The sequence below is a fragment of the Acidobacteriota bacterium genome, assembly GCA_009838525.1.
In the GTDB taxonomy this organism is placed as follows: Bacteria; Acidobacteriota; Vicinamibacteria; order Vicinamibacterales; family UBA8438; genus VXRJ01.
In genome coordinates this window covers 172146-192129 of record VXRJ01000034.1, presented here as the reverse complement: position 1 = coordinate 192129, position 19984 = coordinate 172146, and the positions used below count along the sequence as shown (strand labels likewise).

16 protein-coding genes are annotated in these 19984 nt (G+C 65.3%); 9 read left to right on the top strand and 7 right to left on the bottom strand.

The window, feature by feature from the left end; all coding sequences use genetic code 11:
• Positions 1–27 precede the first annotated feature (27 nt).
• Positions 28–960 carry an alpha/beta hydrolase gene (locus F4Y45_15035; GenBank protein MXY25820.1) on the bottom strand — a complete coding sequence of 311 codons (933 nt, stop codon included), beginning with the start codon at positions 958–960 and terminating at the stop codon, positions 28–30.
• A 701-nt stretch (positions 961–1661) separates the two neighbouring features.
• Between F4Y45_15035 and F4Y45_15030 the strand changes: the two genes are divergently transcribed.
• Positions 1662–2831 (top strand): aromatic ring-hydroxylating dioxygenase subunit alpha, encoded by a 1170-nt coding sequence (locus tag F4Y45_15030; protein ID MXY25819.1) that lies wholly within the window; start codon positions 1662–1664, stop codon positions 2829–2831.
• A gap of 174 nt (positions 2832–3005) precedes the next feature.
• Here F4Y45_15030 and F4Y45_15025 read toward each other — a convergent pair whose 3' ends face one another.
• Entirely contained in the window at positions 3006–3974 is a 969-nt protein-coding gene (locus F4Y45_15025) for a hypothetical protein (GenBank protein ID MXY25818.1), read from the bottom strand.
• 283 nt (positions 3975–4257) lie between these two features.
• Here F4Y45_15025 and F4Y45_15020 point away from each other — a divergent pair, with 283 nt between their 5' ends.
• The 3 genes from F4Y45_15020 (at position 4258) to F4Y45_15010 (ending at position 5895) form a co-directional block, all read left to right on the top strand.
• Positions 4258–4539 carry a hypothetical protein gene (locus tag F4Y45_15020; protein MXY25817.1) on the top strand — a complete coding sequence of 94 codons (282 nt, stop codon included), beginning with the start codon at positions 4258–4260 and terminating at the stop codon, positions 4537–4539.
• Positions 4536–5507: a phytanoyl-CoA dioxygenase family protein gene (locus tag F4Y45_15015; GenBank protein ID MXY25816.1), complete on the top strand. Its 972-nt coding sequence runs from the start codon at positions 4536–4538 to the stop codon at positions 5505–5507. The genes F4Y45_15020 and F4Y45_15015 overlap by 4 nt, the downstream gene beginning before the upstream one ends.
• Before the next feature lie 148 nt (positions 5508–5655).
• Positions 5656–5895: an acyl carrier protein gene (locus tag F4Y45_15010; GenBank protein MXY25815.1), complete on the top strand. Its 240-nt coding sequence runs from the start codon at positions 5656–5658 to the stop codon at positions 5893–5895.
• A 285-nt stretch (positions 5896–6180) separates the two neighbouring features.
• Here F4Y45_15010 and F4Y45_15005 read toward each other — a convergent pair whose 3' ends face one another.
• Positions 6181–9387, bottom strand: a complete 3207-nt coding sequence (locus F4Y45_15005; GenBank protein MXY25814.1) for an efflux RND transporter permease subunit — start codon at positions 9385–9387, stop codon at positions 6181–6183.
• A 217-nt stretch (positions 9388–9604) separates the two neighbouring features.
• On the opposite strand from F4Y45_15005, the gene F4Y45_15000 reads away from it, so the two are divergent.
• Entirely contained in the window at positions 9605–10261 is a 657-nt protein-coding gene (locus F4Y45_15000) for a 4'-phosphopantetheinyl transferase superfamily protein (protein ID MXY25813.1), read from the top strand.
• On the opposite strand, the gene F4Y45_14995 is transcribed toward F4Y45_15000, so the two are convergent.
• Genes F4Y45_14995 through F4Y45_14985 form a run of 3 tightly spaced genes read right to left on the bottom strand, consistent with a single transcriptional unit; the run spans position 10258 to position 12689 of the window.
• Positions 10258–12015, bottom strand: a complete 1758-nt coding sequence (locus F4Y45_14995; protein ID MXY25812.1) for a hypothetical protein — start codon at positions 12013–12015, stop codon at positions 10258–10260. The two genes, F4Y45_15000 and F4Y45_14995, sit on opposite strands and share 4 nt — an antisense overlap.
• A gap of 59 nt (positions 12016–12074) precedes the next feature.
• Positions 12075–12404 carry a peroxidase gene (locus F4Y45_14990; protein MXY25811.1) on the bottom strand — a complete coding sequence of 110 codons (330 nt, stop codon included), beginning with the start codon at positions 12402–12404 and terminating at the stop codon, positions 12075–12077.
• Positions 12405–12689 (bottom strand): peroxidase, encoded by a 285-nt coding sequence (locus tag F4Y45_14985; GenBank protein MXY25810.1) that lies wholly within the window; start codon positions 12687–12689, stop codon positions 12405–12407.
• A 71-nt stretch (positions 12690–12760) separates the two neighbouring features.
• Here F4Y45_14985 and F4Y45_14980 point away from each other — a divergent pair, with 71 nt between their 5' ends.
• The 4 genes from F4Y45_14980 to F4Y45_14965 all read left to right on the top strand — a co-directional run bounded on the left by F4Y45_14980 (position 12761) and on the right by F4Y45_14965 (position 18698).
• On the top strand, positions 12761–13762 hold the full coding sequence (locus tag F4Y45_14980) for a 6-bladed beta-propeller (protein ID MXY25809.1): 1002 nt from the start codon (positions 12761–12763) through the stop codon (positions 13760–13762).
• A gap of 53 nt (positions 13763–13815) precedes the next feature.
• Positions 13816–14868: a hypothetical protein gene (locus F4Y45_14975; protein MXY25808.1), complete on the top strand. Its 1053-nt coding sequence runs from the start codon at positions 13816–13818 to the stop codon at positions 14866–14868.
• A gap of 134 nt (positions 14869–15002) precedes the next feature.
• Positions 15003–17312: a carbohydrate binding family 9 domain-containing protein gene (locus F4Y45_14970; GenBank protein MXY25807.1), complete on the top strand. Its 2310-nt coding sequence runs from the start codon at positions 15003–15005 to the stop codon at positions 17310–17312.
• A 39-nt stretch (positions 17313–17351) separates the two neighbouring features.
• The gene (locus F4Y45_14965; protein MXY25806.1) at positions 17352–18698 is read left to right on the top strand and encodes a GntP family permease; all 1347 of its coding nucleotides are present in this window, start codon (positions 17352–17354) and stop codon (positions 18696–18698) included.
• A gap of 18 nt (positions 18699–18716) precedes the next feature.
• Here the strand turns inward: F4Y45_14965 and F4Y45_14960 are convergent, their stop codons facing one another.
• On the bottom strand, positions 18717–19979 hold the full coding sequence (locus tag F4Y45_14960) for a type II toxin-antitoxin system HipA family toxin (protein ID MXY25805.1): 1263 nt from the start codon (positions 19977–19979) through the stop codon (positions 18717–18719).
• Positions 19980–19984: the final 5 nt, after the last annotated feature.

Genomic DNA, 19984 nt, shown 5'->3' with positions numbered 1-19984 from the left:
TCCTCCGGGGCGCCGGCCGAACCGGCGCTACGCGAGGCCGTGCCGCTCCAGGAACTCGCGTGTCAGGGCAGCGCACTCCTCTGGTTTTTCCAGTGGCAGCATGTGCGTTGCTTCCGGGATGAAGTCGTAGTCCACCAGCGAGGCGAGCCGCGGGTCCAGGGCCGGCAGATACGCATGCGGGATCGTGGGGTCGGCGCCGATGAATTTCGTCGGGCACTCGAGCAGATCGAGATCCAGCAGCGGGAAGAAGCTTCGGCAGTAGAGCATTAGTTGCGCTTCGTACTCGGGAGGGCAGCGAAGCTCATAGCCCTCGCCACTTGCGGACCGACGAAGCGTGGTCCGCGCCATGAGCTCGCGCACGCCGGGAACGCTTCGCCGGAACATTGGGAACATCCGTAGGAGCTCGACGAAATCCTCGCGCTTCCTGAAGCGATGGGCCCGCTGCCGATACGCGGCGGCCGTGCGCTCAGCGGCTTCCAGCTGCTCTCGTTGACTCATGCCGGCCCTGGTCAAGGGCGGATCGAACAGAACCAACGCCGAATAGAACTTGTTGACGGAGAGGAGCGCGACAATCGTGGTGAGCGAATGAAAGACCCCGACGGTCAGCTTGCTTCCATAGACGCGGTCGATGGCCTCCAGAATGGTGTCATGGTCGTGAATCAGTGTCGGGACATTGTGCTTCCACTGGGGGCCGACACTGTTCCAGCCGTGATTCCTGAGGTCGTAGACCATCAGGTCGTAATCGTCCGCGAGCAGCGACCAGTACGGATAATAGAGATCCGTCGCCAGACCGCTGGCGTGGCTCACGAAGACCCTCGGCCCCGACGGATTGCCGTGTTGGCGCACGGTGGTGACGGTTTCGGCGTCCAGACGGACTTCACACGTCGAAAGTGGTTCGGGCACCTCCCACACCGCCTCGGTCGCCATGGATGAAGATCGATTCTGGTCAGGAAGGACCATGGATGCAAGGAACCGGAATCGATTCCGTCCGCACCGCCTCCACAGGGCGCTTCACGAGAACTGCATCCATCCAGACACCGCCCCCAGCCGGCCCGCTTGCTCCTTGCTCAATCACGCCGCACGGCGACGCTATCCGGACTGAGATATCCATGTCAACGCGTTGTAAGGCCCATGGCACGTGGCAATCGGGTACTGGCGCTAGGATTTGAGGGTTCAGCTGGTCGGACGTCCGGCGCCGAAATCGGCTCCCGACCGCAACTGCTCCAAGGTGGCGCCATCGCGTGCTCCCTGGGGCTTGGAAAACTCGCTGGCGTACCGCCGGAAGAGGACCGGGCCTTTGCCGTTTACGAATTGACCCGGAATTACTTGCGACAATAACATCGGAGCGTGGTCAGAAGGTTGTGTTCGGTCCAGACGATAGAGACGAGCATGATTCGGATCAGCGGATCCGTCACCGCAACGTGTCGCACGGGCCGTCGACCGTGGCGCGGCTCGTGCTCCACCGGAGGGTGGGCTGGGCCAACCGGCCATCGTGGAGAAGCCGGGTTCTGGCGGCGGACCATCGTCATGTCGCGCCTCTGCCCCGTCGCGAGGCGCCGTTGCGCTTACGCCGAGTGGGGACCCCGTGCGAACGGCAAGATCGGCGGATTCCTGATCGCCGATTCCGGCTGTTGAAACGTTTACTGTATGGGGACGAAACGATGAAACATGATGTCCAGATGGCACTGCTCGACAGGATGGTGGAGCTTCGGAAGCGAGGCCGGGACCAACGGGCTAACGGAGGAATCTCACATCTGTCTCTGGACCCCTATACGAACCAGGAGATTCTCGACCGGGAACTCGAAACCGTCTTTTCGGATTGCCCCTTCGTCGCCGGCCACGTGGACAGAGTACGCAAGCCCGGGCAATACATGCTCAGCGACTGGAACCACCAACCCTATGTCGTCGTTCGGGGGAACGACGGTGTCCTGCGGGCTTTCATGAACACCTGCCGCCACCGCGGCGCGCCGTTGGTGGAGAGAGAGAGAGATGAACCATTGCGCGCGTTCGTGTGCCCATTCCACGGCTGGACCTACGGGTTGGACGGCGCGCTGAGCGGCATGCCGTGTGCATTCGCTTTCCCTGGCATCAACAAGCAGGACCTCGGTCTGAAGGAGCTCCCGGTAACAGAGAGCACGGGACTCGTTTGGGTACACCCGAAAGAGGACGGCCCGCTCGCTCCGATCGAAGACCTGGGGTGTTTCTCGGAGGACTTTGAACACTTCGCGCTGGACCGTTACGTGCGGTACAAGAAAACCGTGACCGAGAAGAAAGCCAACTGGAAGCTGCTGATCCAGTTGAACCTGGAGGGATATCACGTCGCCGCCGTGCACCGGAACACCCTTGCCAAGGGGTATGGCGGGTTTCTGGATCATGACGCGGAAGGCGCACATCTGCGCATCCTGGCGGCGAAGGCCCACTTGATGGATTCGGTCCGGATGCCGAAGGAAGAGACCAATCTGTTGGATTTCGTGCAGCTTCTCTATTTTCTGTTCCCTAATACGATAATTATCATTAATGAGCACGCTTTTTCGATGCTGAGGTTCTTTCCTGTCGCGCCGGACAGGACGCTGTATTCATACGAGTTGGTCTATTTGCCCGATCGATACGGCGGCGAATCGGGCCAGCAATCCCTCAGGAATCGATTCATTTACGGCGGCGTGGTGATCGGTGACGAGGATTTTGCGATGGCTGAGAAAGTGCAGAGGAATCTTCATAATGGTGTCAACGACACCCACATGCTCGGCCAGGAGGAACAACTCGTTCTGTTCTTTCACGAGAGCGTCAACAAGTGGATTGGGTCGGGACCCTCCGGTCAAGGGACACGTTGAAGCGGCGAGGCCCCGGTCTATGCGCTCCCGAAGCCTCGCTCCGGCGTCAGAACCGCGTAGAGACCTCCCGACTCGCCCCGCACCTCCGGGTCCGACCCCCATTCCCTGGTTGGACCGCGCTGGGAACCATGGTCCCATGTTTCCTGCTATCGCCATGCGAATCGCTCGGGAGCCCTACCCCATACCCGAAGGCCGCTTGCGCCGGATCATCCGACGTCCACGGTCGCTGAAGTAAGCGCTCTCCGCCAGGAGGTCGCCGTGCACTGCGCCCGCTTCGGCGAGTTCGATGTGCTGACGCGCGATGGGCTTGTACGGGAGCAGTTCCTTCCGGTACTGTCGAATCGGATAGTCGAGGTCTTGCGCCCGCTGCAGGTCGTAGTGTGATCCCGCATCGATAAAGCGCAGCACGTGGGCCGCCCGCCGGGAAAGCTCTCCTTCCTCAAGCCTGATGCTCTTGTGGACGACCATCTTGTGAAACACGAGGACGTCACCGGGTTCGAAGTCGTCCTCGACCTGGTGGTTCTCCATTATCTCAAGCATGACCGGTGAATTGAGGATGCCGTGACGGAGTTCGAAATAATCCGCCAGGCTCGTCTTGACTCCCGCTTCCTCCCTGGCCTTGAGCGTCGATACCACCGCAGCTTCCATTTCAAAGACCCACTCCCCCGAAATGACCGGCCGAGGGACGCAAGCCACCCCCCCCCGCTGCCCCTTTGCATTCACAGGATGAAGTGGCGCCCATATGTTGCAACCGAACTCTCTCGCGAACTGATAGCCGAAACTCTGAACGCCGACCTGCCACGGCTGCCCTGGGCTGACGTTCTTTTCGACTTCGAACAGCTCGAAAGTGAAGAAAAGATCCCGTTCCACTAGATCCGTCAAAGCCCGCCGGACGTAAGGCCGTTCCAAAAGCTCGAAGATGTCGCCTTTGTCGCCCTTATGGTCATACGTGACCCGCTTGAGGAGCGAATGCGCCGTGGTCTTCTCCGCGTCTCGGCCCATTTCGGCGTCTACCCGATGAAGCAACATTTCGACTACGTTGGCATTCAGGAATCCGGGCAATTTGACGAACCCGTCGCGCTCGAACTGTTTCTTTTGTGCGGGCGTAATGCGAAACCCATGATCGAAGGAATGTCGCGTCATGGCTTGCTCCTCATCGTCTCCTGCCGAGAGCACGGGGCGAAGATGGCGAACGCCATACCGCGCGACACACTCACCAGGTTGGAGCGCGTTTCGCGACTGTGCCCGCGCCAGCGCCTGACGATGGAGACGGGCGCCCACCCATTCGATGTCAAGAGCCGCCGCGTTAACTCCGCAGAGCGTCGCAGGTGGCTTCGTCTAACTGAATCTGCAGGCGCTTCACGGGTGAATGATATCATGACGGAATGACCGGGTGTCTCCCCGCTAATCACGGAACTAGCCGAGGGTGACGGGCGGGATCGCGAAGTTTTCGGTCCGCTTGGCAACCTTGGCGCCGGCGTCGATGGTAGTGCGGCCGATCGTGAAAGGCGAGAGCGGGATGAGCTACACCTCGGGCTCCGATGAGTTCGGCACCATCCGCTACGAGGACCCGAGCCGGATTTACCAGGTCGGCGACAAGCTCGAACTCATCGTCTCGCACTGCCACTTCCTGCCGCTCGACAATCGCGACGCCCGCGACGGCACCCGCGCCCTGGCCCCGACAGAACACGAGGAGAACAAGGTATGAACCGACATCCCTTCGATCATGAGTTTCGGATTACTCCGGAGCAGAAGGCGCAGTTCCAGCGTGACGGGTTCGTCAAACTGGCGGGATTCTTGAACGCTGAAGTTATCGAAGCCCTGCTTGATCGGGTCGAAGTCGAACTGCGTCGGGGCACAGTTGACAACTTCAAGGCGGATTCACAGTTCAAACGCGCCAAATATGACTTCGAGAGCAACAAGGACGCCATCTTCCAGCTGCTGGAACGGCGCTACTTTCGGAACGCGCTCACGGACCTGGTAGAACGCGATCTCTTTCTCACGTTCGAACTGTGCTTCGAAATCGAAAGGGGGGTCAGCAAGGGATTCCCGTGGCATGTCGGCGCGCAGAGTTTCGGGTACCAATTCGCAGAGGAGTTCGGATGCACATTGTGGGCGCCGCTGCATTCGGTGGACACGAAGGGCCAGCACGGAGGAATGGCATATGTCCCCCAGCACGTCGTATCCGGTGAGTTTGTGTTTGACCAAATCGAACCGGCGGTTGTCTCGACGCTCAGGGCCAAGGATCGGGCGGGGGTCAGGACGAGCGTGAACGAGTATTTCGCCATGCGTGGGGGGATTCTCAATTCACCGGCCATCGGTGACATACTTGAGAATCACCGGGTCGAAGACGATTTCGAGCCCGGCGACGCGCTGCTGTTCAACAAGACGGTTGTTCATAGGAGCGTAATGCTCGGGGACGGCGAACTCGCCAGCCGCGCAGCCTACGTGTTGCGTTTTGTCGATGCGGGATCGCGCTACGACCTGCGGCGGGCGCAGAACCTCGAGTATCCCGTTCAAAGGTACGGGAAAGGACTTTTCCCGTACAGGCCAATCACGCGTCAGCACATTGAGATCGCGGAAGCCGGAGCGGCGGACGGCGACCTTATCTCCACTTGCGCTTACTTCAGCGATCGGAACCGTCGGATGGTGCGGCGGGAGCAGCCTCCGGCGTAGGGCGGGAGCCGATCGGCCGCCGCCCGCCCTTCAGGGCCCCGGGATCTCGCTTGCGCCCGCATTCGGGATTCGCGGATCCGACGTGTCCTTGGCGACACGATCCTCGGGACCTGTGATATTAATAACCAATTCGCTTTTAGGAGGAACCATGACCACGACGACCACCGAGCAACGTTTGGTAGATCTTGCTCACGAGCATCTCGGTATCGACCCATCACCCGAAGCCAACAGCAATCTGGCCGAAACTGGAGTGTCGTCCATTGACCTCGTCGCCTTCCTGAAGGTGGTGAGTAAAGAGTTCAACGTGACATCGCTGAACGTTGGCGATTGCGACGGAGTGGAAACGCTTCGCGATCTCGCCGCCCTGGTGGATTCGCATAAGGGCTGACGCCGCCCGGACTTCCCGAGCTCGCCCCGCCGGGTTTGGGTGTCGGACTCGCCCGTTCTTCGAGAGGGCGCCGACGCGGGGAGTGGTCATCGATGTAGACGTGGACGTAGTCCCAGCCGGCCCCTGGCGTGCACCGGCGGCGGTTGCCGGTGGCGCGGTGGCCGGGCTGGTTGAAACGCGCGAGTTTCTTGACACACCGAACGTCACGCCCACGGCCCGGGCGCGTTGGAGCAGGTGGTTCCAGTCCGGTCGAGGGTGGCTCATTGCTGTCGGCTCCGCGGCCTTCTATGCGCCGGGTCCGAGCCGCCCCAATGTCCGTTGCAGGTCGTCGAGAATCAGACAGCCGACCGGCACGAGAATCAGGGTGATGAACGTCGCGAAGAGCACTCCGAATCCCAACGAGACCGCCATCGGCACGAAGAAAGCAGCCTGCCCGCTCCGATCGAACATCATGGGGGCGAGTCCGGCGAACGTGGTCAACGAGGTGATGAGGATCGGACGGAAGCGCGTGCCCGCCGCTGCGAGGATTGCGAGGTCGAGACCCGTCGAGGTCAACCCGCGCGGATCCTGAGGTCCCGCTGCGTCACCGGCATGGCGCGCTGACGCGGATTGCCGGTCCCGCGCCCGATTGATGCCGTCGATCATCACCAGGCTGTCGTTCACCACGATTCCAGACAGCGCGACGCAACCCAGTAACGACGACGTGGAGAAGTCGAGGTTCATCAACACGTGGCCCAGGATGGCGCCCGCAACTCCGAACGGGATGGCGGCCATGATGACGAGCGGTTGCAGGTACGACCGCAACGGAACGGCCAGCAGGGCAAAGATCGCGAGCATGGCGAGCATGAACCCGCGCTGCAGGCCGCCGATGACCTCCGCCTGATCGGCCTGCTGGCCTGCGAAAGCGTACGACACCCCCGGGTGCTCCGCCATTACGGCCGGCAGGATGCGCTCACTCAAGTCGGCGACGATCTGCGCGGTTGACGCCGCTCGCGGATCGACTCCCGCGGTCACGTTGACCGTGCGGTTGCGGTTGACGCGCCTGATGGACGAGAAACCGCTTTGCGGTTCCACCCGCGCCACGTAGCTGAAGGGCACCTCGCCGCCGGCCGGCGTCCGGATGCGCATGTGCTCCAGATCGCCGAGCGATCGGCGCTGGTCGCGGGGATAGCGGACCATGACACGGATGTCGTCGCGGCCGCGCTGGATGCGCTGGACTTCCTCGCCGTAGAACCCCTGACGGACCTGGCGCCCCAGATCCTGCAGCGTCAGGCCGAGAGTCTCCGCGGCCGGCTTGATGCCGAGTTGCATCTCCCGTTTGCCGGCGCGGAACGAATCGCGGACGCCGTAGACGCCGGCGTACTCGGCCAGCCGGCGCTTGACCGCCTCGGCGGCGGCGCGCAGGCGGCCGACATCCGATCCGGTCAGCTCGAGGTCGATGTCGGCCCCCGTGTTGACGAGCGAGGTGCTGAAATCGATGGCGACAGCTTCCGGGATGGGCCCGGCCGCCTCGCGCCACAGGAGCCCGAGCCGCTCGCTGGTGTAGATCCGGTCATCCGGCGGCGCCAGCTCGACCGTGATCTCGCCAAGGTGCGCCCCGGCCACGATTGTGGCATCCCCGCCCGAAAGCGGGCTCGCGTTTCCCGCCAGCGTCGGCTGGTCGCCGACAATCGTGGACACGTGCCCGAGATGGTCGATTCCGGTCTCGGTCATCAGACGGGTCCGCAGGCGCGCGGCGCCTGCCTCGAGCGCGGCGATGGCCTGCGAAGTCGCTTCGGCGGGAGCGCCTTGCGGCATCGTGACGGACGCCGTTATGTAATCGGCCTCCATCGCCGTGCGAAAGCTGAAAGCGGTCCAGCCGCCCAGCACCATGCCGGCGGCCAGCACCAGGATCGAGACGCCGACCGCGGCGGTGGCGTACCGCCAGCGGAGGGCGGTCCGGAGCACCGGCGTCCGGTAGACCGTCGCGGCAATCTCCATGCTCCTGCGCACGATCCGCTGGAGCCCGTGGAGCGGGCCGCGACGGGCCCGCGCGCCGGTGTGGGCGAGGTGGGCCGGCAGGATGCCGAGTGATTCGAGCAGGGAGAACAGCAGGCACGGCGCGACGATAAGGGGAATGACCTCGAACATCTGGCCGAACGCACCGGGGATGAAGAGCAAAGGCAGGAAGGCCGTCACGGTGGTCAGGACGGCAAAGGTCACGGGCTTGGCGACCTCTCTTGCTCCCTCGATGGCGCTCCGCAGTCCGTTTCCTGGTTCTTCCTGATGCCGGAAGATGTTCTCCCCGACGATGATCGCATCGTCGACCAGCACGCCGAGCACGAGGATGAAGGCGAAAATCGAGATCATGTTGATCGATACGTTCAGCACCGGCAGGAGGGCTATCGCGCCGAGGAACGAGAGCGGAATCCCGAGACTGACCCAGCAGGCCAGCCGCAGGTCCAAGAACAACGCCAGGACTATGACGACGAGGACGAACCCCATGGCGCCATTGCGGAGCATGACCGAGAGCCGATCCCGAAGCAGTGCGGACTGATCCTGCCAGACGGTCAGGTTGATCCCGTGCGGCAGACTCGCCGGCCGGTTCTCGACGTAGCGGTGTACGGCGGACGAGATGTCGAGCGCGCTCTGTTCGCCGCTTCGGAAGACCGACACCATGACAGCGGCATCCCCGTTGAATCGGGCGGATTGGTCGGTCTCGGCAAAACCGTCGACGACGGTTGCAATGTCGCCCAGCTCCAGCCGGCTGCCGTCGGATCTTGTCCAGAGCACGAGATTCTCGTATTCGTGGCCCCGGTAGGCCTGACCGGTGGTGCGCAGCAGGATCTCGCCGCCCTCGGTCCGTACGGAGCCTCCGGGCAGGTCGAGCGACGACCGGCGGACGGCATCCGCGAAGCTGTCGAAGGTCAACCCATGGCGACGTAGCGCGACCTCGGACACCTCGATGGAGATCTCATAGGGCGGGGCGCTTACCACGTCGACCTGCGAGATCTCGGGCAGGGCCGAAAGCTCATCGCGCACCCGCTCGGCGGCTTCCTTCAGGACGAACGCGTCGGCACTGCCGGAGACGATGATGTCGGCAACCTGGTTGCGAGCGATCAGCTCACGGATGATCGGCCTCTCGGTCTCGATCGGAAAGGTAGTGATGGCGTCGACGTTGTTCTTGACTTCGTCGACCACCCGGCGGGTGTCCGCACCGGTTTCCAGCTCGACGGTGACCGACGCGGTGCCTTCCGACGCGACGGACCGGATCTCCTTGACCCCGTCAACGCCCTGGATCGCCTCCTCGATGCGTGAGACGACGCCCTCCTCGACTTCTTCCGGCCCAGCGCCGAGATAGGGAACTTCGATGCTGATGCTGTCGAGTGCGAGATCGGGATAGACCTCCTGGGTGACGGTCGAAACGCCGATCAGCCCGCTCGCCACGATCAGGACCATCAGGAGATTGGCCGCGACGGAATTGCGGGCGAGCCAGGCGATGGCGCCGTTCATGGTTGCTCAGCCCAGAGTGCAGGTCGGCGTTCCCATCGCCATAGGGCGCCAGTCTAGCAGGCTGTGGCAGAACAGCCGCTTTGCAATGTGTTGACACGACGCGAACCGGTTGCAACAATGCGCGTGGTTTCAGTCGGGGTCGAGCGCCGCACGCCATCTGACTGTGTCCAATGTCCAGCCTTGGTGGCGACCGTTCAGGAAGGCCCGCGCCGTTACCGTGGCGCATGTCGATTTGACGCCCCACGCCGCACGTGAAGCGGCGGCGATGACGGCGCTCGACGAGGAGGAACGGGGGCGTTGGCGGCGTTTCACGCACGACGGTTCGAGACGGCGATTCACCCTGTGCCGCGCGGCGCTTCGCGCCGTGCTCCGTAGCCAACTCGGCTGCCGAAACGAAGAGCTGTCGTTCGGCGCCTCTAGTCACGGAAAGCCCTTCGCCCTGGTGCACGGAAGACCGGCGCCCATCAGCTTCAACGTCAGCCACAGCGGCGAGCATGGACTTATCGCGTTTGCGGCCAACGGCCGTCTGGGTGTGGACGTGGAAGAGCGCGTGGAGCGGCGAGACCTCGACGGGTTGATCGCGACGGTGTTGGGGCCGGACGAGCAGGCTGAGCTTCTCACCGCACGCGGCCGCCGCAGGCTTCACCTGTTTTTTGGACTCTGGACGCTGAAGGAAGCGCTGATCAAGGCGCGCGGGCTTGGACTGTCGCTGCAGATGTCCCGGTTCGAGATCCCAGCCGCGATGCGCCGCGGCGCGGCGACGGGCCTGTTCCGGTTTCCCGACACGCCGGCGGTCCAATGGCGGCTGGAAGACCTGAGCAACGAGCGTTTTGCGGCCGGCGTCGCCCATGAAGCGCGCGAGTCCGTTCCCTAACTGTCTGCCACCCGTTCCTTGACCTGGACGGTCACGATATCAGCGTCGTGGTACTGTTGATGCCGCACGGAAGAGGCCAGGTGCTGCAACAACCGGATCGAGACGTCCCGCTCGGACCGACCCTGATCGTTCACGTCCCCAAGGAGCGCGAGTCGTTCCTGAATGTTCTCGCCGCTCGGTGCCACGACAAACTCCAGCGTCGCCCCGCCCTCCCCCCTGGATGATGAGAGCCGGAGGCGGCGCGGCCGGTCGTGCGTCTCACCGTCCTCAAACTGCTGGAGAAGGGTCAGCAACGTCTCCTCGGCGACCGCGTCCAGGCGGTCCGCCATCGCTCCGCTCCAGCGGTTGCGGGCGGCGAACGCCTTCAAGAACTCCCGGATTTCCGGGAGCGCGGAAACGGCGCATTCTGTTTCCATGCGGTGGGGGCGCGGTCCGGTGGCTTCCACCAGCCAGGTCATGAGGATGGCGGCAAGGCCACCGGCAGTCAACCCGTTGCTCAGGATCCCGCCAGCGAGATCCGAGACCAGCTCAGGGTAGATCAGATCATTCTGGAAACCGACGCCGAGCCAGAAGGAGACGCCGACGATCAACACCTTGCGGTAGTCCATCCCTTCCTGCAGCGCCATGCTCATGCCGATTACGAAGAGGATCGCCATCAGAACGATGAGGTAGGCGCCCACGACCGGACCTGGTACGGCCAGCACCACTGCGAGCGCCTTGGGCAGGCAAACCAGCGCAAGGAAGATGGCTCCGGTGGCGACCCCGATCGCCCTGGACGCGACCCCCGTGACCTCGACGAGCGGAGCGGCCAGGGAGTAGGTCGTGTTCGGCACTGTTCCGGCCAACCCGGCGAGCAAGTTGCTCATACCGTCGACCGTGACGGAGCCCTGCACGGACCGGAAGTCCACGGGCCGCCGGCTACGCCAGGACACACGCTGCATTGCGATGCAGCTGCTCATCGTGCGGATCGAGCCGATCAGCGCCGCCAAGAGGAAGGCCGGAAGGAACGCCCAGAACGGCGGACCGAAATCGAGATCGAATCCCGGCGCCCGCCACTCGGTCAGTCCGAACCAGGGGGCCGCGGCGATGCGATCCACATCGTACACGCCGAAGAAGCCCGCCACCGCCGTACCCGCGACAATGCCGATGATCGGTGACCAGATACGGAGTGCGGGGCTTCCCTTCAACGAAGCGCCGACGATGGCGGTGGTCGTGGCGAGTGCGATCACGGGCCCGACGTAGGCAGGGCTGCCCTCCGGTACGTCCTCGAGCATCCCGAACACGATAGGCACGACCGTGACGGGCACCAGCATGATCACCGTGCCGGAAACAGCCGGTGTGAGAAGCTTCCGGAAAAGCGCGAGCCGCTCGGATACGAGGAGTTGCAAGAGCGCGGAACAGACGACGAGGGTGGCGAAGAGTGCCGGGCCGGCCTCTGCAATCGCTACGATGCTGACGCCGATGAACGCGCCAGAGGTGCCCATCACGAGCACCTGGCCGGCACCGATCCTGCGCCACCGGACTGCTTGCAGCGCAGTGCCCGCGCCGGAGATCGCGACGGCGGCAAACGCTGCCCAGGACAGATAGTCCTCTGGAGCACCGGCGATTCGCATGACCGCGGTCGGGATCAAGACCGGGATGGCCACCGTGAGCACGGCGAGCTGAAGCCCCAGACCCATCGTGAGACGCACGGGAGGAGTCTCGTCAGCCTGGTAGCGAAGCCCGGTCTGGCGGCGCCCGCCCCTGCTGCTCATCGCGCTTCCGCCGTCAATTGGACCTTCGCTCGCCCAAGGCGGTCTGGATGTGGTTATCTCTACCGCGAACCGTCCGGGTACGACGGCATCTCCGGCTCAAGTTCGACGTGCACCGCGTCGGCGACGCGGTTGATGTAGTTGAAGAAAGAAACGACCTGTATCGCGTGGTGGATCGCTCGGTCGCCAAGGCCGGCCGCTCGTAGAGGCTCCAGGTCCGCCTCGGTCATCGCCGCGGGGTCCCGCGTGAGCTTCTCGGCGTAGGCGCACAGCGCCGAGTCGACCGGCTCGAGCGGGGCCTTACGCCAGTCCGCGAGCACGGCGTCCGCCACTCCCGCGTCGCCACCCCCTCGTGCGATCTCGACCCGGAGATCGTCTGCGTGCTGCAGCATTCAATAGTGGCAGTCGTTGGCCCGGCTCACCACCGTGGCCAGCATCTCTCGCTGCGCGAGAGACAGTTCGCCAGGCTGCTTCATGATGGCCACGTAGAGTCCCATCGAGGCGTCCAGCACCGCCGGCTGCAGGCTCATCGTCCGTACGATGCCGAACACGCGCCCGGCCCGCTCCACCCCGGCGCGGTAGCTCTTGGCGAGGCGGCCTGAGGCCGCCTCGGGTCTGACGGTTTGAATCCAGGGCATGGCGTCGATGACCGTGTCGCGCGCGCTTCCAGCCGCCATTCTACAGGCCGGGGTCGCGGGAGTACAATCCGGGTCACACGTGGATCCTCCCAAGACTGGAGGGACTGAAGATGCGACCAGACTGGCGCTACGCCGGACGGGCGGCCGTCGCGTTCGCGCTGTTCGGACTGGCGGCGGGATGTGCTACGCCGGCCGGCGAATCAGCGGCGGCCTACACCGAGGTGGAGTGGCCGATTGCGGCGACGACGGCAGCCGATTCGCCGACGGTCTGGAACTTCGGGCAGGTGGTGGCGGTGGCGACCGGCGCCAACGGGAACATCCTGATGCTGCAACGGCAGCGCCATCCCATTCTGGAGTTCGCGCCGGACGGCACGTTCGTCCGCGCCTGGGGCGACGGATTGTTCAGCCACGGCAAGGTGGCGGGCGTCCCGCCGGAAGACCGCGCGCCGGGTGCTTCCGGCTACTCGGCGGTCTACGGGGCGGCCGGCTGCCAGCACTGCGGAGCCCACGCGATCCGCGTCGACCCGGACGGAAATGTCTGGGTCGTCGACGCGCCGGGGCACGTCATCCACAAGCTGAGTCCGACCGGCGAACTGCTGATGCAACTGGGGACGCCGGAGGTCCCGGGTGACGGGCCGGACACGTTCAACCTGCCGACCGACATCGCGTTCGGACCCGACGGCGATCTCTTCGTGAGCGACGGCTACGGCAACGCGCGCATCGTCCGGTTCACGAAGGATGGCACGTACAAGGCGGAATGGGGATCGCGCGGCACCGGGCCCGGCGAGTTCGGCCTCCCGCACGGTATCGCGGTGGCGCGCGACGGTCGTGTCTTCGCCGTCGACCGCGACAACCGCCGCGTGCAGGTCTTCGACTCGGAGGGAACGTTCCTCGACGAGTGGACCGACCTGACCGGCGTCCAGGCGCTCTTCGTCACCGACGACCAGCGGATCTGGGCGGGCGGCGCGCTGCGTGAGCTGGACGGCACGATCCTCACGGAGCTGCCGGACGGCTACGGCGGCCATGGCATGACCGTCTCGCAGAACGGCGAGGTGTTCGTCGCGCAACTCAGCGGACGGGTGCAGAAATTCGTCCCGAGATCGGGCGGCTGATGATCACGCCACCCTGGGATTCAAACGGGAGACGGAAGATGAACCAATCATGCATGGCGCGAGTTCTGGCGGTGACGTTGCTCACGGTGGCCGCGCCGGGGCCGGGCGCCGCTCCGCCGGTCGAGGCACAGTCATCCCAGCCGGAGTCGTGGACCGTTCCGCGCACGCTGGACGGCCAGCCGGACCTGCAGGGCGTTTGGGCCAACAACACCGCCACGCCGCTGGAGCGCCCGGAGATTCTGGGCGACAAGGCGGAGCTGACGGACGAGGAGCTGGCTCGCGTGCAAGCGCGCTACGCGGAGCTCTTCGCGAGCGGCGAGAGCGATGCGGCGTTCGCAGACAGCGTGTTCGTCGCTGCCCTCGGCGATCAGGACTCGTTCTCGTCGCGTGACGCCGCCACCGGCAACTACAACCAGTTCTGGCTGGTGGATCGGGATTTCGACAACCGGACCTCGCTGGTGATCGATCCCCCGAACGGGCGCCTGCCGCCGTTCACGCCGGAGGCGCAGCGGCAGCGCGAGGCCCGAATCGCCCATCTCGCCGACAATCCGGCGTCATCCTGGACCGACCGCCGGCTGCAGGAGCGCTGCATCACCTTCGGCATGCCCAACCTGTTCGCCGGGTACAACACCTACTACCAGATCATCCAGACTCCGGGGCACGTCGTCTTCCTGCACGAGATGATCCACGACGCCCGCATCATCCCCCTGGATGGACCTCCGCACGTGGACGACGCCATCCGGCAGTGGCACGGCGACGCCCGCGGGCGCTGGGAGGGCGACACGCTGGTGGTCGAAACCACGAACTTCTCGCCCCGGAGCGAGTCGCCAGCCGCCCTCTACCAGCGGACGCGCGGCTCCGCGCAACAGTTGCGCCTGGTCGAGCGCTTCACCCGAGTCGGCCCCGACACGCTCCAGCACGAGTTCACGGTCGAGGATCCGGGCACGTACGCAGGCAACTGGACGGCGATGATTCCCCTGTCGCGCAAGGACGAAGCCCTATTCGAATATGCCTGCCACGAAGGGAACATCGGCATGGAGGGCATTCTCGCCGGCCATCGCGCCGAGGAACGGGAAGCCGAAGCGGCGGCCGCCGGAGCACGGTGACTACTGGCTGCGGTCCCCGGAGGCGGCTGGGCCGTCTTGGGGTCGCGTGTATCGCGGCGCTACTCACACCGGCTGCTGCCGCGCTGGCGCAAACATCCGAGCTTGAACCGGGCACGCCCGATCCGCGTGAGGCCGTGACCACGGTAGCCGGCGCGGCGACCGGATCCGCTCCGTCCGGCGTCGCCGACCGCCCGGGCCCGCCGGCGCCGCCCGCCGTCATCGCCCGGGACGAACAGGCACGGGCCACCGTGCGCGCCGTCAGGCTGGCCACCGGCATCCGCCTGGACGGCGTCCTCGACGAACCGGCCTACGAAACCGTCCCCGCCCTCGACGACTTCATCCAGCAGGAACCGAACGAGGGCGCACCGGCCAGCGAGAAGACGGAGGCCTGGGTTCTGTTCGACGCGACCAACATCTACATAAGCGCCCGTCTCTGGGACTCGGCTCCGCCATCCGCGTGGGTGGCGAACGAAATGCAGCGCGACACGCCGCAACTCCGCGAGAATGACACGTTCTGGGTCGCCTTCGACACGTTCAACGACCGCCGCAACGGAGTCGCCTTCTACACCAACCCGCTCGGCGCACTCGGCGACTTCCAGATCACCAACGAGGGCAATCCGAACGGCGACTGGAACCCGGTGTGGGACGTGCGCACGGGACGCTTCGACGGCGGCTGGACTGTGGAGATGGAGATTCCCTTCAAGTCGGTGCGCTACCGTCCCGGGCCCGAGCCGGTCTGGGGCATCCAGTTCCGCCGCATGGTGCGGCGGAAGAACGAACGCTCATACCTGACGCCGGTGCCCATCTCGGCCGGGCGCCGCGGCCTCTTCCGCCTATCCGACGCGGCGATGCTGGTGGGCCTGGAACTGCCTGCGGCGGGCACCAACCTGGAAATCAAGCCGTACACCATCGGCGGGACCACGACCGACGTCAGCGCCAGCCCGCCCACCGCGTGGAACGGCGACGCCGGTGTGGACGTGAAGTACGGGATCACCCAGAACCTGACCGCCGACTTCACATACAACACGGACTTCGCGCAGGTAGAAGTGGACGAGCAGCAGGTGAATCTGACCCGCTTCAGCCTGTTCTTTCCCGAGAAACGGGAGTTCTTCCTCGAGGGCCGGGGAATCTTCGAGTTCGCGCGCGGCGGCGGCCCGAGCTCGCGGTCCAGCGCCCTGCGCCAGATCGGAGGCGGCGGGCGCAGCTCGCGCGGCATCGGCAATGCGCCGACCCTCTTCTATTCGCGGCAGATCGGCCTTCAGGGCGGAGCAGTGGTGCCGATAGTCGGCGGCGGACGCGTCACGGGAAAGGTGGGCGATTTCGACGTAGGCGCCCTGAACATCCAGACCGGTCATTTGTCGCCCGGTTCCCAGGGGGGCACCAGCGCCGAGTCGACGAACTTCGCCGTCGTGCGGATAAAGCGCGACATCCTGCGCCGCAGTGCGGTCGGCGGCCTGTTTACCAACCGTTCCGTCTCGGTTGTCGGAGAGGGCGCCGGCGCAAACCGCGTGTTCGGCGCCGACGCCACCCTCGCGTTCTACGAGAACGTGAGCGTGGTGGGCTACGTCGCCAGGACCCAGACGCCCGGTTTCGAGGGGCGGGATGTGAGCTACCAGGGCCAGTTCATGTACGCCGGGGACCGCTACGGCGTCACGGCCGAGCATCTCGTCGTCGAGGACAACTTCATTCCCGAGGTCGGCTTTCTACGGCGCGACAACTTCCGGCGATCGTACCTCGCGGGACGTTTCAGTCCGCGCCCGGCGTCACTGGAGGCAGTGCGGCAGTTCCGGCTGGAAGCGAGCTACGACTACATCCTGACCGCCGACACCGGCATCCTGGAGACGAAGCAGGCGCAGGTGGGCTTCAACACGGAGTTCGAGACCAGCGACCGGTTGGGGATGACCCTTGCGGACAACTACGAGTTCCTCGTGCGCCCGTTCGAGCCGGGGCCGGGCGTCGTGCTGCCGGTGGGCGGCTACGGGTTCCGTGATGTCGAGGCGACCTACCAGATTGGGGCGCAGCGCCGCCTCACGGGGATTGTCACGGTACGCGGCGGCGAGTACTTCAACGGGAACATCTGGTCGGTCGGCTTCAGCCAGGGCCGTCTGTCGGTCACGCCGGAGCTGTCGATCGAACCGACCGTGTCGGAGAACTGGATCGACACGCCGTACGGCTCGTTCCACACCCGCCTGATCGTCTCCCGGGTCATCTACACGTTCTCGCCCCGCATGTTCTTCGGCGGGCTGATTCAGTACAACTCCGCCACGAACAGCGTCAGCACCAACCTCCGGCTGCGGTGGGAGTACAGCCCGGGCAGTGAGCTGTTCGTCGTCTACACGGAAGACCGCGACACCGACCCCCTGCGCCCGGATCGCTTCGACAGCTTCTCCCTGCTGCGCAACCGCGGTCTCGTCGTCAAGGTGAACCGGCTGTTTCGCCTGTAGCGGGAATCTCTCCGGGCCCGTACAATCGGCGACGGCCCGATGATTACCGACAGCGCCCTGGTCGCGATCGCCGGCCTCTTGGCCGTCGTCGCCCTGCTCTTTCTCCTGATCGCACGTTTTCGCTGGCACGTCTTCATCGCGCTGCTGCTGCCCATCGTCCTGCTCGCGCTGGTCCCGGGACTTGACCGGGAGGCGTTCATCGACGCATTCGAGCAGGGTTTCGGCCGGACGATTCAGAGCATCGCGGTGGTCATAGTCCTGGGCTCGGTACTGGCCGAGGCGCTGAAACACACCGGCGGCATCGAGCGGATCACCATCTCGATGATCCGGTGGGTGGGCGAAGCGCGGATGCCGCTGGCGCTGACGCTGAGCGGCTTCGTAATCGGGCTCGCGATCTTCTCCGACGTCGGCTACGTCATCCTCAACCCGCTCGTCCACTCCGCCGCGATCAACAGCGGACTGAACATGAGCGTGATGGCGACCGGGCTCGTAGGCGCCATGCAGCTCACGCACGCGATGGTGCCGCCCACGCCCGGGCCGCTCGCGGCCGTCGCGCTGGTCGGCGCCGACATCGGCCAGGTGATCCTGTTCGGCGGGATAGCGACCTTCGTCGGGGCGCTCGCTGGCTGGGCGTATGCATCGATCGTCGGACCCCACATCGAATCACCCCCGTCGCGCGAGTTCGTCGGGCAGTCGTTCGTCGAGCAGGGACGCGAGGCCGAGTTGCCCGCCACGTGGCGGGCCTACGCGCCGATCCTCATTCCGCTCGCCCTCATCGCCGGGCAGAGCGTCGCCGCGTTCGCGCTTCCGGCCGGCCACATCGTCAATCGCGCGATGCTCTACCTCGGCTGGCCGGTCGTCGCCCTCGGCATCGGCGTGCTGCTCGCCTACCGAAACACGCGCGCCAATCAGCGGGCGGCGCGGACGAGCGAGTGGATCGAGAACGCGCTCCGCACGTCCGCCATGATCATCATGGTGACCGGCCTGGGCGGATCGCTGAGCCAGATCCTGCGCGAGACGCCCGCCGTCGACGCCATCGCCGGAGCCGTCGCCGCGACCGGCGTCCCCTCCATCTTCCTGCCGTTCGTCCTCGGCATCGCCGGCAACATGGTGACCGGCTCGACCACCGTCGGCGTCATCACCGCGGCCAGCGTCGCGGCGCCGATGATGGGCACCCTCGGACTCAGCCCGGAGGCGACGATGCTGTCCGGCGCGGCCGGCTCCATCATCATCAAGTACGTCAACTCCAGCTACTTCTGGGTCTGCATGTCGCTCTCGAAGATGACCCTCAAGGCGGGCCTGCTGTCCTACGGCGGCGTCACGCTGGTGAACGGCGTGGTCTCGATGGCGGTCGTCTACGTCCTGTGGGCGGCAGGGTTGATCTGAACGCCATCAACCGTGCCGCTACCGCATCGCAAGGGCGGCGACAAGATCTTCGTTCTCGAACGCCGAGGCTAGCCGGTCTGTTTCGCGGCGCGCGGCGCCGAGGCGCTCGGCCGTCTGCTTCCATGCGGCGACTGCAGCCCCTACCTCTCCGGCGATCCCGCGGGCGGTTGGCGCTTCAAGACCGTACGACTCCGCCGTCTCGAGAGCCAAGTCGAGCGACGCGGCCGGATCGTCGAAGCCGATCGACGTGGAGAGGACGCGGGGCCGAACGTCCGTTGGCGTCGGGTTGAGATCGTAGACCGGCGAGAGACGCCAGCCGAGTTGGCCTTCGTGCAGGAAACCGTGGTTGCGGAGGTGGTCGTCGGTGTTCGAGATCAGCACGTTGAAGACAATCCGCCGCCACAACTGCGCGAGATCCTGCCGCGGGCGGGCGCCATGCTGGCGCAGCGCATCCGCAATCTCCAGGTACGAGTGCGTCTCCCGATCCGCAGCTCCCACCAGGCTCATCGCGGAAAGGAACGGTATCCGCTCGCCGCCGCGCCGGTCGAAGCGGTCGACGATCAGGACGGTCTTGCCGCCGACGTTCTGGATCCGCCGGGACGGCGCCTCGATGCCGGCGCGTTCCGCGAGGGCGAGCGCCACCGCTTCCCAGAGAACGACGTTGCGATCGTCCTCGGTGTGCGGGAACTTGGCGATCGCAAGCGCACCGTCCGGCAATCGTACCGCCGCCTTGGGCCGTGCACCGCCCAGTGACGAGCCCGGGCCGATCAGCAGCCGCAGGTCCTCATCGTCCTCACGGTCGCCTGTGACCCGGTCGGCGCTCGCGACCAGTCGCCGCAGCTCGACGAGCGGTGGCATTCGCGATGGTTGGGGCGCAGCCAGGAACGGCCCCTCCGGCTCGATGGCGAAACGGAGCGCGCCCTGACGGGCCTCGTCGTCGACTGACAGCAGCACGTCGGCCTCCGACAACCCTCGGGGCGCCAGATCGTTCCGACGCGCGCGGCGGCGCTCGGCGCGACGCAACAACATCCGGCCCCAACGGTCCGGGGCCGAATCGCTCATGGCCCCGAACAGCGCCACGCCTCGCACGGTGTGGAACGGTCCGGCCGCCGCAGTCAGCGGTAGCGCCGGATCGATAGCGAAGCGTTCTGGATGCTCCAGCCATCCAGCGTCGTACTCGAATGTCGCGCTCTCGCGACCGCCGCGGAAGCGGCACCACAGGCGTCCCACCAGGACCGGTGCGCCGTGCAGATCGACGGATACAAAGATCTCCCGCTCCATCGTCG

Coding starts and splice junctions, on each gene's coding strand:
- F4Y45_15010 (MXY25815.1), top strand. CDS start 5,656: ATGACCACGACGACCACCGAGCAACGTTTGGTAGATCTTGCTCACGAG.
- F4Y45_14985 (MXY25810.1), bottom strand. CDS start 12,689: ATGGCGGCTGGAAGCGCGCGCGACACGGTCATCGACGCCATGCCCTGG.
- F4Y45_15025 (MXY25818.1), bottom strand. CDS start 3,974: ATGACGCGACATTCCTTCGATCATGGGTTTCGCATTACGCCCGCACAA.
- F4Y45_15005 (MXY25814.1), bottom strand. CDS start 9,387: ATGAACGGCGCCATCGCCTGGCTCGCCCGCAATTCCGTCGCGGCCAAT.
- F4Y45_14995 (MXY25812.1), bottom strand. CDS start 12,015: ATGAGCAGCAGGGGCGGGCGCCGCCAGACCGGGCTTCGCTACCAGGCT.
- F4Y45_14960 (MXY25805.1), bottom strand. CDS start 19,979: ATGGAGCGGGAGATCTTTGTATCCGTCGATCTGCACGGCGCACCGGTC.
- F4Y45_15030 (MXY25819.1), top strand. CDS start 1,662: ATGAAACATGATGTCCAGATGGCACTGCTCGACAGGATGGTGGAGCTT.
- F4Y45_14990 (MXY25811.1), bottom strand. CDS start 12,404: ATGCTGCAGCACGCAGACGATCTCCGGGTCGAGATCGCACGAGGGGGT.
- F4Y45_15015 (MXY25816.1), top strand. CDS start 4,536: ATGAACCGACATCCCTTCGATCATGAGTTTCGGATTACTCCGGAGCAG.
- F4Y45_14980 (MXY25809.1), top strand. CDS start 12,761: ATGCGACCAGACTGGCGCTACGCCGGACGGGCGGCCGTCGCGTTCGCG.
- F4Y45_15035 (MXY25820.1), bottom strand. CDS start 960: ATGGTCCTTCCTGACCAGAATCGATCTTCATCCATGGCGACCGAGGCG.
- F4Y45_14965 (MXY25806.1), top strand. CDS start 17,352: ATGATTACCGACAGCGCCCTGGTCGCGATCGCCGGCCTCTTGGCCGTC.
- F4Y45_14975 (MXY25808.1), top strand. CDS start 13,816: ATGGCGCGAGTTCTGGCGGTGACGTTGCTCACGGTGGCCGCGCCGGGG.